Here is a 12,568-nt window from a genome sequence, read left to right on the forward strand (position 1 = left end):
CTGCTAAGCCGGTCCGCGATAGCGTGCAGGAGATCTGGGCGATATCAAACGAGGAGGTTTGAATGGAGATCAACGGCAAGAAGGTGGTCGTTATCGGCGGCGCCTCCGGTATGGGGCGGGCCAGCGCCGAACTGCTGGCCGCGCGCGGCGCCAGCGTCGCGATACTGGACCGCGAGGGCTCCGATGGCAAGGACGTTGCCACTGCCCTCGGCGGACCGTTCTACGCGGTGGACGTCACCGACTTCGCCGGCACCGAAAAGGCGTTGCAGGCCGCGGTCGACGATCTCGGCGGGCTGCACGTGAGCGTGACGACGGCCGGCGGCGGGATCGCCAAGCGCACGCTGACCAAAGACGGTCCACACGATCTCGAATCCTTCCGCTCGGTCGTCGACCTGAACCTCATCGCCACCTTCAACATCAGCCGCTTGGCGGCCTGGCACATGAGCAAGAACGAACCCGAGGACCCCGAAACAACCGGAGAACGCGGCGTCATCATCAACACCGCCTCGATCGCCGCGTTCGAGGGCCAGATCGGCCAAGTCGCCTACACCGCGGCCAAGGCCGGCATCGCCGGCATGTGCCTGACCATGGCGCGCGACCTCGGATCGCTGGGCATCCGGGCTCTGGCGATTGCGCCGAGCCTGTTTGCGACCGGATTAACCAAGGGCATTCCGGACGAATATGCCACCGCGCTGACTAAAGACGCTGCGTTCCCTAAGCGCCTCGGCCGGCCAGAAGAGTTCGCGAAATTGGTTGCGGCCATTGTGGAAAACCCGATGCTCAACGGGCAATGCCTGCGGCTCGACGCGGGACAACGGTTCGCGCCCAAGTGATCTCGTAGCCGCCAACAGAAGCCACGGTCGTGAACTTTGCCAGATCGCAGCCGTGGCTTCTGCTTGGCGGCGATAACCGGCACCTGGCCGATTAAGTACACTCAAACCCACGCCGCCACGAGGAGGGCCCTGATGGGTATCGCATTGACCGACGACCATCGTGAACTCGCCGAGGTGGCCCGCGGGTTTTTGACTTCCCAGAAGGCGCGCTGGGCGGCGCGGGCCCTACTCGATTCGGCCGACGAGCCTCGACCGCCGTTCTGGCAGGAGCTCGTCGAGCTGGGCTGGCTCGGCCTGCACATCGACGAGGAGCAGGGCGGTTCTGGCTACGGGTTGCCCGAGCTGGTGGTGGTGATCGAGGAGCTGGGCCGGGCGGTGGCGCCGGGACCGTTCGTGCCGACAGTGATCACCTCGGCGGTGATCGCGCACGCCGGGACCCCGGAGCAGAAGGCGCGGCTGCTGCCGGGACTGGTCGACGGAACGGTGACTGCCGGCGTCGGCGTGGATGGCGAGGTCGCCGTCGACGGCGGGGTCGCCAACGGCGAGGCCGGCATCGTGTTAGGTGCCGGGCTGGCTGACCTGCTGCTGATTGCCGCCGGTGACGATGTGCTGGTGCTGGACCGCGGCCGCGACGGCGTGTCGGTGCACGTACCCAAGAACACCGATCCCACCCGCCGCTCAGGGCGGGTCACGTTGAAAGACGTCAGCGTCGGGGCCGACGACATCCTGGCCGGGGCCCGCGCATCGGCGCTGGCCCGTTCGCGTGTGCTGGCGGCCGCCGAGGCGGTCGGTGGTGCAGCGGATTGCGTCGATGCCGCCGTCGACTATGCCAAAGTGCGCCAGCAATTCGGGCGCACGATTGCGACCTTTCAGGCGGTCAAGCATCACTGCGCGAACATGTTGGTTGGCGCGGAGTCGGCGACCGCCGCGGTATGGGACGCGGCCCGCGCCGCCGGCGAGGACGAAGAGCAATTCCGGCTGATGGCGGCCGTCGCTGCAGCGCTGGCCTTTCCGGCCTACGTGCGTAACGCCGAACTCAATATTCAGGTGCACGGCGGTATCGGGTTCACCTGGGAGCACGACGCGCATCTGCATCTGCGCCGGGCGCTGGCTGTGCGTGCGTTGTTCGGCGGAGACGCACCCGCCCGAGATGTTTTCGACCGCACCGCTGCCGGTGTCACCCGCGCCAACAGCTTGGACTTGCCGCCCGAGGCCGAAGAACTGCGCAAACAGATCCGTGCCGACGCCGCCGAAATCGCCCCCCTGGACCAGAAAGATCAGTTGGCGAAGCTGATCGAAACGGGCTACGTCATGCCGCACTGGCCCAAGCCGTGGGGGCGGGCCGCTGACGCGGTGGAACAGCTGGTGATCGAGCAAGAGTTCAGTGCAGCAGGCATCAAGCGGCCCGACTACTCGATCACCGGATGGGTGATCCTGACGCTGATCCAGCACGGAACCGATTCGCAGATCGAAAGATTCGTGCTTCCGGCGCTGCGCCAAGACGAGGTTTGGTGCCAGCTGTTCTCCGAGCCGGACGCGGGGTCCGACGCGGCGGGCATCAAGACCCGCGGCACCCGGGTTGAGGGAGGCTGGAAGGTCAACGGGCAGAAAGTGTGGACCAGCGGTGCCCAGTATTGCCGTCGCGGCTTGGCCACCGTGCGCACCGATCTGGACGCGCCCAAACATGCCGGCATCACCACGATGATCGTCGACATGAACTCTCCGGGCGTCGAGGTGCGGCCGCTGCGTCAGATCACCGGCGGGTCGGAATTCAACGAGGTGTTCTTCAACGACCTGTTCGTACCCGACGAAGACGTCGTCGGCGAACCCAACGCCGGATGGACCGTGGCACGGGCAACCCTGGGCAACGAGCGGGTCAGCATCGGCGGCGGCGGCTCGTTCTACGAGGGCCTCGCACCGCAACTGGTGCAATTGGCCCAAAAGCACGCAGACCGCTTAGGGGGTGCGGCCGTTCGCGTCGGCACTTTTTTGGCAGAGGATCAGGCGCTGCGGCTGCTGAACCTGCGTCGCGCCGCCCGCAGTGTCGAGGGCGCAGGCCCCGGACCCGAAGGCAACATCACCAAGCTCACGTTGGCCGAGCACATGGTTGACGGCGGTGCGATTGCGTCCGCGCTTTTAGGGCCGGACATCGCGCTGGCCGAAGGTGCCGGCGGGCTGATCGCGCGGATGGTGATGGGTGCCCGCGGAATGACGATCGCCGGCGGCACTTCTGAGGTGACGCGCAATCAGATTGCCGAGCGGATTCTCGGGATGCCGCGCGATCCCCTGATCAGGTAGCCGCGTCGCTGACCGGTGTGAAGACCGGCATGAACTGCGCGTCGCGGCCAGTGCCGTGTTGTTCGAATCGGACCTCGACAGGCATACCGCACACCACCGAATCAGGTTCGCACTCAACGATATTGGTGGCAACCCGCAGTCCCGGCTGCTCGGCGAGTTCGACGATGGCGATCACGTAGGGTGTCGGCACCGCGGGGTTATACGGATGGAAGTTCACCGTGTAGGTGAACACAGTGCCGCGGCCAGACACCGGCCGGGCGACCAGCGGGCCGCCGCACTGCGGGCAGTGCCCGGGCGCGGGATGAATCCAGCGCGCGCAATGCTCGCAGTACTCGATAAGCAGTTGCCCGTCGGCATCGCGTGCCCACAAGGCGCGGTCGCCAGGAAGCATGCGCGGGGGAGGCGACGACTGCGGCTCTGTCGGCACGCCCAATACAGTACACTTTATTTTTCGTGGGGTTTGGCGGGCGGAGCTGATGCGGTACTTCGAGAAGGACGCGATCCTGTCGGGGGTCGGCATTTCGCGAATCGGCCGCCGCACTGGCATTCCCGGGCTTGAGTTGACGCTGGAAGCCACGCGCGCAGCGATCGACGACGCCGGTTTGACGCCCAGTGACATCGACGGCATCGCCACCCTGGGCGATACGCCACCCGGGGAGCTCAGCGCCGCGCTGGGCATCGAACCCGCGGATTGCGGAACCGGCTTCGACACCGGTGGGCTGTTGAGCCCCGTGATGTCGGCATGTCTGGCGGTCGCCAATGGCCGGGCCCGCCACGTGCTGGTCTACCGCACCGTCCAGATGATCGGCGGCGAAGTGCCCACGTCGCCGTCGTCGGCGAATGCGCCGCGTCCAGCGCTGGCGCGAATCGTAGAATCGCGCGGCGACGGTGACCGACCACTCGTCGGTCCGATGGACGATGTGGGCGAACTGGTTGCGGCGCATGCTTATTCGGCGGCGAACTGGCTGGCACTGAACTGCCGCCGCCACATGCACTTGTATGGAACCACCAAGGAACAGCTGGGTTGGCTGGCCATCAACAGCAGGCGCAACGCCGCGCTGAATCCGCTTGCCGTGTACCGCGAACCCATGACGATGGGCGATTACCTTGCGGCGCGGCCGGTGTCGTTGCCGTTCGGGCTGCTCGACTGTGATGTGCCCGTCGACGGGTCGATCGCCGTGGTGGTGTCGCCCGCCCGGTATGCCCGCGACTGTCCGCACCGCCCGGTGGCGGTAGAGGCGATCGGCGGGTCCAACGGCGCCGGTGGCTGGTTCCACCGCGACGACTATCCGAAAATGGCGTCGGCCGACGCTGCGGCACAGATGTGGTCGCGCACCGATCTACGGCCCACAGATCTCAACATCGCCGAGTTATATGACGGGTTCACCTTTCTCACGTTTGCGTGGCTGGAAGCCCTCGGCATATGCGCCGACGGCGAGTCCGGTCCGTTTGTCGAGGGCGCTACACGGATCGCCCGTGACGGCGAGCTGCCGTTGAATACCTACGGCGGCCAGTTATCTGCCGGACGCATGCACGGCTACTGGGTGCTGCACGAGGCGTGCGTGCAGCTGCGCGGCGACGCCGACCAGCGACAGGTGCCGACGCGCCCAGAGGTAGCCGCTGTGGCGGTCGGCGGCGGCCCGATCGCCGGCTGCATGCTACTGACATGCTGAATCCCCTTGCGGCAGAGTATGACAGCTGGCTTCGGACGGCCGGCCTGGCAGCCGGTTTGGAATCCGACATTGTGCGGCCCGACAAACGGGCCGCGCAGATAGCCCGTCGCATCGAAGCCGACATCGTCCGCCGCGGCTGGCCGATTGGCGAATCGTTAGGTTCCGAACAGGCTCTGCAACAACGCTATCGGGTGAGTCGATCCGTCCTGCGCGAAGCCGTTCGCCTGGTCGAGCACCACCGGGTCGCGCGCATGCGTCGTGGACCCACCGGCGGGCTGTTCGTCACCGAGCCCGACGCAGCACCGGCGACGCGCGCCGTCGTCATCTATCTGGAGTACCTCGGTGTCACGCTCGGCGATCTGCTCAACGCGCGTCAACTGCTGGAACCGTTGGCGGCAGCTCTAGCCGCAGAGCGGATCGACGAGGCCGGTATCGACCGGCTCCGCGCAGTGCTGCAAGCCGAAGAGCACCGAGAGTCCGGTTCGGCCGCTTCCCGGGATGAATTTCATGTCGCACTGGCTGAACATTCGAAAAACCCAGTCCTGCAATTGTTTATCGATATCCTGATGCGACTGACCGTGCGGTTTGCGCAAGTTTCGCGGCCGGATTCTGCGGGCGACGCCGCGACGGCGTTGAAGCGCACGCATCACGACCACTCGGCTATCGTCGCCGCGGCCACCGCTGGGGATTCTGCGCGCGCCAAAACGCTTACCGAGCAACATGTGCAGTCGGTGACCGCCTGGTTGCAGCGACACAGCAATTCCGGGCGGGCAATGCCCGCCCGATCTCGACGGCCTGACATCAACGAGGCATCACCGGGCAAACTCGCTGAGACGCTGGCGGCCACCATCCAAGACGATATCGCCACCAGCGGTTGGCGTCTGGGTTCTGTGTTTGGAACCGAGAGCCAACTGCTGGAGCGCTACCGGGTGAGCCGATCGGTGTTCCGAGAAGCGGTGCGGCTGCTTGAATACCACGCCGTCGCCCGCATGCGGCGAGGGCCCGGCGGCGGTCTTGTCGTGACAAAACCACAGGCGCAAGCCAGCATTGACACCATCGCGCTGTACTTGCAGTACCGCAGACCGACGCGCGAAGACCTGCGTTTGGTGCGCGATGCCATCGAGATCGACAATGTCGTAAAGGTGGTCAAGCGACGCGAAGACCAGGACGTGCAGGCTTTTCTGGGCGTGCATCGGCACTCGGTCAACCAGACATCCCATGATCTGCGCATAGCCGAGATGGCGGAGTTCTTCTTCCATACCGGGTTGGCGCAGCTGGCCGGAAATCCAGTGCTGGAGTTGTTTTTGCGGATGCTCGTCGAGCTGTTCCGCCGGCAGTGGACCAGTCTGGAACCTCGACCAGTAAGCGGCGCGAATGCGATCGAGGTTCTGCGCGCGCACCAGCGGATCATCGAGGCAATTGTCGACGGTGACGACAGCCTGGCGTGTTACCGCACTCGCCGCCATCTCGACGCTGCGGTTTCTTGGTGGATTTAGCCCAATGCGTCCGAGTCGCTGACGCCCCGGCCCATCAACTCCAAACCGGCCATCGCCTGCTCGGCGCCAGCCCTATCGGTCTTCTCGACGACGAAACCCATGTGGATGCTCACCCAGTCGCCGGGCGCGAATGTCTCCTCCGGCAGCATGCCCACGTTGACCTTGCGGTTCTCGCCAGCGACATCGACCAGCGCCAGTTGGTCCCCGTAACCGTCGAGCATCCGGACGACTTGACCGGGAATCCCCAAACACATGGCCGTCAAACCTCTCGCGCCGCTGCGTCGACGAGCATCGCCACCGCCGACTCGACCGCCGACACCGCGTCCGGCACCGCTGCCTGCACAGGCTCGCTCAGGCCCATCCCGTCCGCGATGTCGGCGACCTCACACCCCACCACGATAGTCCTCGGGGCCGCCCCGCCGAGGGCGTTAAGACTCGCAATCACGGCCGCCGGGTCCATGCTGTGCGCGTCGAGTCCCGGCGTGGGCGCGAGCGATCGGTGGTCGGCCTCGAAGACGTGCACGGTGCCCGGGGAGCCGCGGTTGGGCAGCGCGTCGACCAGGACCAAGGCGTCCCATTCCTCCAGCAGGTCGTACGCCAGATGCATGCCCCCGATCCCGTAGTCAGTCACGCGCACCGACTCGGACGCCAGCCGGCCCGGGAGCTGACGCAGCACCTCGGAACCGAAGCCGTCGTCGCCGAGGAAGATGTTGCCGATCCCGGCCACGAGGATCCGGGGCCTGCGCGGCGACATCGTCACGGCGAGTCACCTGCCACGAATCGCCGCAACCAGCCGAACCAGGCCGACATGCCGTCGCCGGTGCGCGCGCTGACCGGCAGGATGGTCGCGGCCGGGTTGACCTCGCGGATGTGGGTGGTGTAGCTGTCCACCTCGACGTCCAGGTAGGGAACCAAGTCGATCTTGTTGAGTAGCACAACGTCCACCGCGCGGAACATCACCGGGTATTTCAACGGCTTATCGTCGCCCTCGGTGACCGAGTACACCATGGCCTTGGCGTGCTCGCCGACGTCAAACTCTGCGGGGCACACCAGGTTGCCGACGTTTTCGATGATGACCAGGTCGAGCGCGGGCAGGTCCAAGCCCTGCAGGGCTCGGTTGACCATCGGGGCGTCGAGGTGGCATTCGCCGCCGAACCCGTTGCTGGTGTTGAGCAGGGATATCTGTGCGCCGCGGCCGCCGAGCTTGGCCGCGTCGAGGTCGGTGGCGATGTCGCCCTCGATGACTCCGATGGCGACCTCGCCGGCGAACTCGTCGAGGGTGGCGGCAAGCACCGTCGTCTTGCCGGAGCCCGGTGAACTCATCAGGTTCAGCGCCCGAACTCCGTTGCGCTCGAAGGCCTCCCGGTTGTAACCGGCGCGGATGTCGTTCTCGGCGAAGATCGACTCCAGCACGTCGATGCGCTGTGAGCCGGTTTCGTACTCGCTGTGGTCGCCGTGTTCGTGCGGGTGATCGCCGTGCTCATGGGTGTGCACGGTGCCGTCGTCGTGCCGGTGAAACCTACCCATGGCGCGCACCTTTCACGAAACGTCCAGCGACGTCACCAGGAACTCGTCGCCGCGCAATATTTCGACGTCGGCGCTTCCGCACTGCGGGCACAACAGTGACCACTGCGAGGTAATCACGGACTGCAGTCCGCAGGACCGGCACTGCACCTCCGCGCTGACGAACTCCATCTCAAGCTCGGCGTCGGGCATGTCTTCGTAGTCCCGGACAAGCGCCCAGCAGAAAGACAGCGATTCGGGAACTACCTGGCGAAGCGCCCCGATCTTGACGCGCACGACGTCGACGTGGCGGCCGTCGGCATACGGTTTAACCGTCCCGGCGATCGCCTGGCACAACGACAGCTCATGCACGGTTGCTCACTGCTGTCGTCGCCGAGCCGTGAGCGCTGGCGAGGCCCATGAGCACCGTTGTACACCGCTGAGCCCACCTGGGTAGCCGAGCTGACGCAAAACGCCGGCGCCCGCGCTGCGCAGTTGGAAGCACAATGGAGAAGGAGAGGAGCCGATCATGGGCATTGCGCTATCCACCAACCTGCACACGTCGTTCGAAGACGCCGTCAAGCGCACCCGGGAAGCGCTGGCGCACAAAGGCTTCGGTGTGCTGAGCGAGATCGATGTCAAGGCGACGCTGAAAGCCAAGCTCGGTGAAGACATGGAGGACTACCTGATCCTGGGCGCATGCAACCCGCAGTTCGCCCACCAGGCGGTCAACGTGTACCGGCAGATCGGTGTGCTGCTGCCCTGCAACGTGGTGGTCCGCCAAGATCCGGATACTCCGGATACGGTCATCGTCGACGCGATGCATCCCAGGCTGATGGCCGACGTGACCAACGAGCCCAGGTTGGGTCAGATCGCCGACGCGGTCACCGGACTCCTGCAAGAAGCTTTGCAAGAGGTCTCCGAGGGCCCCGACGGCGCTTCGAGCAACGCCTAAACCAAACTTGCAGCGATCCTGCAGCGGCGTCTAGTCTCGCGGACGTGCCGCGTCTTGCCGTAGTAGCCAGCACCCGCAGCGGGGTCTGATCGGGACCGACCCCCCGCTGTGGGTCGCAAGCTACTACCAGTCGGTCATTCCTGCAGACCAGAGAAGACCGCACATGACTCCTTCATCGCTGAGCCGCAATACGAGCCCTCCGCCGACGCATGCCGCGCCGCGCCAGCACACTGCGGGCGCGTGGTTCGCCGACCAGTTCGGCGTCCGCGTGCCGTGCGGGCTGCGCGAGCAGGCCGATGCCATGCCGTGGGAGAGCTTCGTGGCCACCTATGGTCCCAACTCGGGGCCGCTGCGGTTGGGCCATTGGTCCTGCCTCGACGACCACCGACCCGCCACCCGCCTGGGCCCGCAGGGTCGCACCTTCCGCGCGGTGATCGCCGTCGGCGATCGCATCATCACCTCGACGGCGGCCGCGAGCGGTCCGGTGGCCGCACTGACCGCGATGCTGCATGAGCACGGCATCAGGTTGGAGACGCTGAGGTTCCACCAGATGCACTCACGCGAGCAGACCGCAACATTCATCTGCGGCAGCAATGGGCTGCGCGCCGAGTGGGCGATGGGCTGGGCCGAAAATCCCACCGAGTCCGCGCTGCGGGCCGTCGTCGCCTGCGCCAACCGGCTGCTGACCTGTGGCGAGAAGACGTAAAAGCACCCGTGAATCGCGTTTTTCGGTGCTTTTGCGTCTGGTCGCGCTTAGAGCGGCCGCAGGACGATCGGCATGCCGTCCATGGGAATCGGCATGCCGCCGTAGTCCCACTTCGCCTTGTAGCCCGGGCGGGGCAGTTCCAGCCGGTACTGGCGCAGCATCCGGTGCAGGATCGTCTTGATCTCCAGCTGGCCGAACACCATCCCGATGCATTTGTGCGCGCCCCCACCGAAGGGCGTAAACGCATAGCGGTGCCGTTTGTGCTCGTTGCGTGGCTCGGTGAACCGGTCGGGGTCGAATTTCAGCGGGTCGGTCCAGATTTCGGGCAGACGGTGATTCATCCCCGGATACGCGATCACGTTGGTGCCCTCGGGAAGGTAGTAGCCCAAGAGTTCGGTGTCACGCACGGTCCGCCGCATGGCCCATTGCACGGGCGTCACGATCCGGATCGACTCATTCATCACCAGGTCCAGCGATTCGAGCTTTTCCAGCGCCTCGATGTGCAGAGGGGCGTCGCCGAGCCGGTCGGACTCGTCGCGGCAGCGGTCCTGCCATTCCGGGTGGGCGGCCAGGTGGTACGCCATCGTCGTCGCCGTCGACGTCGACGTGTCGTGGGCCGCCATCATCAGGAAGATCATGTGGTTGACGATGTCCTCGTCGGAGAACTTATTGCCGTCCTCGTCTTCGGTGTGGCACAAGACCGACAGCAGGTCGTTGCCGTTTTTCCCGCGTTGTTCCTTGACTCGCTGGCGGAAGTAGTTCTCCAGCAGCTCGCGTGCCTTGAGGCCGCGCCACCAGGTGAACGGCGGCACGCTGGTGCGGATGATCGCGTTGCCGGCGCGGGTGGTGATGGTGAACGCTTTATTCACCTTGGTCACCAGCTCCTTGTCGGTGCCAGGCTCGTGGCCCATGAACACCATGGAGGCGATGTCGAGCGTCAGTTCCTTCATCGCCGGATACAGGAGAAACCGCGCGTCGTTGACCACCCAGTCGTTGGCCACCACCTGCGACACGACCTTGTCCATCTGCTCGACATAGCCGACCAGCCGGGAGCGCACGAAAGCCTCCTGCATGATCCGCCGGTGGTACAGGTGCTCCTCGAAGTCAAGCAGCATCAGACCGCGGTGGAAGAACGGCCCGATCACCGGAACCCAACCCTGTTGGGAGTAGTCCTTGCTGCGGTTGGAATAGATGACTTGGGCGGCGTCGGGACCCAGGGCCGCGACCCCCGGCAGCACCGGCGAATCGCCGAAGATGACAGGACCCTTGGTGTGGTACAGGAACATCAGATAGTCCGGTCCGCCCCGCAGCATCTCGATGATGTGGCCGATGATCGGCAGGCCCCTATCGCCGATGACCGGCTTGAGCCCGCTGCCCGGCGGCGGATCCGCGAGCTTCCTTGGTGACCACTCGGTTTTCAGCAGCTGTCGTTCGACCGCACCCATGCCGGGAAAGTTGTTGACTGACGGAGTCAGTCGACGCTTGGCCTGGTCAATCAGGTAATACGGGGTGCTGATCGTCGCCATCGACGCTCCTTACCGGTTGTGGCAGCCGTCACTGTAAGACATCCTTTCCGTCAGACTTGACGGCTGTCAAGTTTTCTTTTGGGCCGCCGTGGTGCATGGTCGAAGGGTGAGCACTCAGCAGGAAACCCGCGCCGCGGGCGCCCGGAATCGGGGCGCGTCGGCTCCGCAACGAAGAGGCGATAAGCAGCGACAGGCCATCCTGCAAGCGGTGCGCGAACTACTGGAGGAAAAGCCCTTCGCGGAACTCTCGGTCAGCACCATCAGCGACCGCGCCGGCGTTGCCCGGTCGGGGTTCTACTTCTATTTCGATTCCAAATACGCGGTGCTTGCCCAGATCCTGGCCGAAGCCACTCACGAGCTCGAAGAGCTCACCCACTACTTCGCCCCTCGGGGTCCAGACGAATCGCCGGCGGCTTTCGCCAAACGGATGGTCGGCAGCGCCGCTGAGGTGTACGCCCACAACGACCCGGTGATGTCGGCGTGCAATGCCGCGCGCAACACCGACGCCGAGATCCGCGAGATTCTCGATCAGCAGGTCGACTCGGTGATCGCGCAAATCATCGGCGTCGTCGAGGAGGAGATTAAAGCCGGAACCGCGCATCCGATCAGCGACGATATCCCGGCCTTGGTCCGCACTTTGGCAGCGACAACCGCGCTGATGCTCTCCGGCGACGCAACGTTTTTGGGTCCTGACCGCGACGTGCAGCGTGGCATCAGGGTGCTCAAGCAGCTGTGGCTCAATGCCTTGTGGGGCGGTCCGGCAGGCGACTAGCACTTCGCCGGTATCGTCTACCGCCATGGCGCAGACGAGCTTTGCGGGCAAGAGGTGCTTTCTCACCGGCGCGGCAAGCGGCATCGGGCGTGCGACCGCATTGCGGCTCGCCGCCCAGGGCGCCGAGTTGTACCTGACCGATCGCAACGCCGAGGGTCTGGCCGAAACGGTGGCCGACGCCCGCGCGCTCGCTGCGCAAGTGCCCGAGTACCGCGCGCTCGATGTCGCCGACTATCACGAAGTGGCCTCGTTCGCTGCGGACATCCACACTCGGCACCCGAGCATGGACCTCGTGATGAACATCGCGGGGGTGTCGGCGTGGGGCACCGTCGACCAGCTCAGCCATGAGCAGTGGAGCAGGATGGTCGCGATCAACCTGATGGGTCCGATCCACGTGATTGAGTCGTTTGTCCCGCCGATGATGGCGGCCGGCCGCGGCGGGCATCTGGTCAACGTGTCCTCGGCAGCTGGGCTGGTTGCTTTGCCGTGGCATGCTGCCTACAGCGCAAGCAAATACGGCTTGCGCGGGCTTTCCGAAGTGCTGCGCTTCGATCTGGCCCGCCACCGTATCGGCGTGTCAGTGGTGGTCCCGGGGGCGGTGAACACCCCGCTGGTCAACACGGTCGACATCGCCGGGGTGGACCGCGACGACCCTAGAGTGAAGCGCTGGGTGGACCGCTTCAGCGGTCATGCCGTGTCGCCGGAGAAAGCGGCCGAGAAGATCCTGGCCGGTGTCGCGAAAAACCTGTTCCTGATCTACACGTCGGCAGATATTCGGGAGTTGTATGCGTTCGAGCGGGTGGAGT

Annotated in this window: 14 protein-coding genes; 8 read left to right on the forward strand and 6 right to left on the reverse strand. The window is 65.4% G+C overall.

What is annotated here, in order from left to right:
• Positions 1-62: 62 nt before the first annotated feature.
• Together ACFE99_RS15670 and ACFE99_RS15675 are read left to right on the forward strand one after the other, a co-directional pair.
• Positions 63-833: an SDR family NAD(P)-dependent oxidoreductase gene (locus tag ACFE99_RS15670; protein ID WP_375486831.1), complete on the forward strand. Its 771-nt coding sequence runs from the start codon at positions 63-65 to the stop codon at positions 831-833.
• 132 nt (positions 834-965) lie between these two features.
• Positions 966-3,131 carry an acyl-CoA dehydrogenase gene (locus ACFE99_RS15675; protein ID WP_375486833.1) on the forward strand — a complete coding sequence of 722 codons (2,166 nt, stop codon included), beginning with the start codon at positions 966-968 and terminating at the stop codon, positions 3,129-3,131.
• Here the strand turns inward: ACFE99_RS15675 and ACFE99_RS15680 are convergent.
• On the reverse strand, positions 3,124-3,522 hold the full coding sequence (locus tag ACFE99_RS15680) for a Zn-ribbon domain-containing OB-fold protein (RefSeq protein WP_375486855.1): 399 nt from the start codon (positions 3,520-3,522) through the stop codon (positions 3,124-3,126). The two genes, ACFE99_RS15675 and ACFE99_RS15680, sit on opposite strands and share 8 nt — an antisense overlap.
• Positions 3,523-3,607: 85 nt before the next feature.
• Here ACFE99_RS15680 and ACFE99_RS15685 point away from each other — a divergent pair, with 85 nt between their 5' ends.
• Positions 3,608-4,804: a thiolase family protein gene (locus tag ACFE99_RS15685; protein WP_375486835.1), complete on the forward strand. Its 1,197-nt coding sequence runs from the start codon at positions 3,608-3,610 to the stop codon at positions 4,802-4,804.
• Positions 4,798-6,300, forward strand: a complete 1,503-nt coding sequence (locus ACFE99_RS15690) for a FadR/GntR family transcriptional regulator (RefSeq protein WP_375486837.1) — start codon at positions 4,798-4,800, stop codon at positions 6,298-6,300. Before ACFE99_RS15685 ends, ACFE99_RS15690 begins: the two co-directional genes overlap by 7 nt.
• On the opposite strand, the gene ACFE99_RS15695 is transcribed toward ACFE99_RS15690, so the two are convergent.
• Genes ACFE99_RS15695 through ACFE99_RS15710 form a run of 4 tightly spaced genes read right to left on the reverse strand, consistent with a single transcriptional unit; the run spans position 6,297 to position 8,175 of the window.
• Positions 6,297-6,554: a HypC/HybG/HupF family hydrogenase formation chaperone gene (locus tag ACFE99_RS15695; RefSeq protein ID WP_375486839.1), complete on the reverse strand. Its 258-nt coding sequence runs from the start codon at positions 6,552-6,554 to the stop codon at positions 6,297-6,299. The two genes, ACFE99_RS15690 and ACFE99_RS15695, sit on opposite strands and share 4 nt — an antisense overlap.
• A gap of 5 nt (positions 6,555-6,559) precedes the next feature.
• A complete protein-coding gene (locus tag ACFE99_RS15700) occupies positions 6,560-7,054 on the reverse strand; it encodes a hydrogenase maturation protease (RefSeq protein ID WP_375486857.1) in 495 nt (164 codons plus the stop codon).
• 2 nt (positions 7,055-7,056) lie between these two features.
• The gene (hypB, locus tag ACFE99_RS15705; protein ID WP_375486841.1) at positions 7,057-7,827 is read right to left on the reverse strand and encodes a hydrogenase nickel incorporation protein HypB; all 771 of its coding nucleotides are present in this window, start codon (positions 7,825-7,827) and stop codon (positions 7,057-7,059) included.
• A gap of 12 nt (positions 7,828-7,839) precedes the next feature.
• The gene (locus ACFE99_RS15710; protein WP_375486843.1) at positions 7,840-8,175 is read right to left on the reverse strand and encodes a hydrogenase maturation nickel metallochaperone HypA; all 336 of its coding nucleotides are present in this window, start codon (positions 8,173-8,175) and stop codon (positions 7,840-7,842) included.
• Positions 8,176-8,332: 157 nt separating this feature from the next.
• On the opposite strand from ACFE99_RS15710, the gene ACFE99_RS15715 reads away from it, so the two are divergent.
• Complete coding sequence (locus tag ACFE99_RS15715) at positions 8,333-8,758, forward strand: DUF302 domain-containing protein (RefSeq protein ID WP_375486845.1); 426 nt, start codon at positions 8,333-8,335, stop codon at positions 8,756-8,758.
• A 163-nt stretch (positions 8,759-8,921) separates the two neighbouring features.
• Positions 8,922-9,464, forward strand: a complete 543-nt coding sequence (locus tag ACFE99_RS15720; RefSeq protein ID WP_375486847.1) for a homocitrate synthase — start codon at positions 8,922-8,924, stop codon at positions 9,462-9,464.
• 47 nt (positions 9,465-9,511) lie between these two features.
• Here the strand turns inward: ACFE99_RS15720 and ACFE99_RS15725 are convergent, their stop codons facing one another.
• On the reverse strand, positions 9,512-10,990 hold the full coding sequence (locus tag ACFE99_RS15725) for a cytochrome P450 (RefSeq protein WP_375486849.1): 1,479 nt from the start codon (positions 10,988-10,990) through the stop codon (positions 9,512-9,514).
• A gap of 106 nt (positions 10,991-11,096) precedes the next feature.
• On the opposite strand from ACFE99_RS15725, the gene ACFE99_RS15730 reads away from it, so the two are divergent.
• Both ACFE99_RS15730 and ACFE99_RS15735 read left to right on the forward strand, forming a co-directional pair.
• Complete coding sequence (locus ACFE99_RS15730; protein ID WP_375486851.1) at positions 11,097-11,762, forward strand: TetR/AcrR family transcriptional regulator; 666 nt, start codon at positions 11,097-11,099, stop codon at positions 11,760-11,762.
• A 25-nt stretch (positions 11,763-11,787) separates the two neighbouring features.
• Positions 11,788-12,568: SDR family oxidoreductase (locus ACFE99_RS15735; protein WP_375486853.1), on the forward strand; the 781-nt coding region annotated here is incomplete at its 3' end.

It is taken from the genome of uncultured Mycobacterium sp., from assembly GCF_964249325.1.
GTDB lineage: Bacteria > Actinomycetota > Actinomycetes > Mycobacteriales > Mycobacteriaceae > Mycobacterium.

Excerpts from the sequence above, each read along its gene's own strand:
- ACFE99_RS15670 (WP_375486831.1), top strand. The coding sequence starts at position 63 with ATGGAGATCAACGGCAAGAAGGTGGTCGTTATCGGCGGCGCCTCCGGT.
- ACFE99_RS15725 (WP_375486849.1), bottom strand. The coding sequence starts at position 10,990 with ATGGCGACGATCAGCACCCCGTATTACCTGATTGACCAGGCCAAGCGT.
- ACFE99_RS15680 (WP_375486855.1), bottom strand. The coding sequence starts at position 3,522 with ATGCTTCCTGGCGACCGCGCCTTGTGGGCACGCGATGCCGACGGGCAA.
- ACFE99_RS15675 (WP_375486833.1), top strand. The coding sequence starts at position 966 with ATGGGTATCGCATTGACCGACGACCATCGTGAACTCGCCGAGGTGGCC.
- ACFE99_RS15720 (WP_375486847.1), top strand. The coding sequence starts at position 8,922 with ATGACTCCTTCATCGCTGAGCCGCAATACGAGCCCTCCGCCGACGCAT.
- ACFE99_RS15685 (WP_375486835.1), top strand. The coding sequence starts at position 3,608 with ATGCGGTACTTCGAGAAGGACGCGATCCTGTCGGGGGTCGGCATTTCG.
- ACFE99_RS15715 (WP_375486845.1), top strand. The coding sequence starts at position 8,333 with ATGGGCATTGCGCTATCCACCAACCTGCACACGTCGTTCGAAGACGCC.
- hypB (WP_375486841.1), bottom strand. The coding sequence starts at position 7,827 with ATGGGTAGGTTTCACCGGCACGACGACGGCACCGTGCACACCCATGAG.
- ACFE99_RS15695 (WP_375486839.1), bottom strand. The coding sequence starts at position 6,554 with ATGTGTTTGGGGATTCCCGGTCAAGTCGTCCGGATGCTCGACGGTTAC.
- ACFE99_RS15700 (WP_375486857.1), bottom strand. The coding sequence starts at position 7,054 with ATGTCGCCGCGCAGGCCCCGGATCCTCGTGGCCGGGATCGGCAACATC.
- ACFE99_RS15690 (WP_375486837.1), top strand. The coding sequence starts at position 4,798 with ATGCTGAATCCCCTTGCGGCAGAGTATGACAGCTGGCTTCGGACGGCC.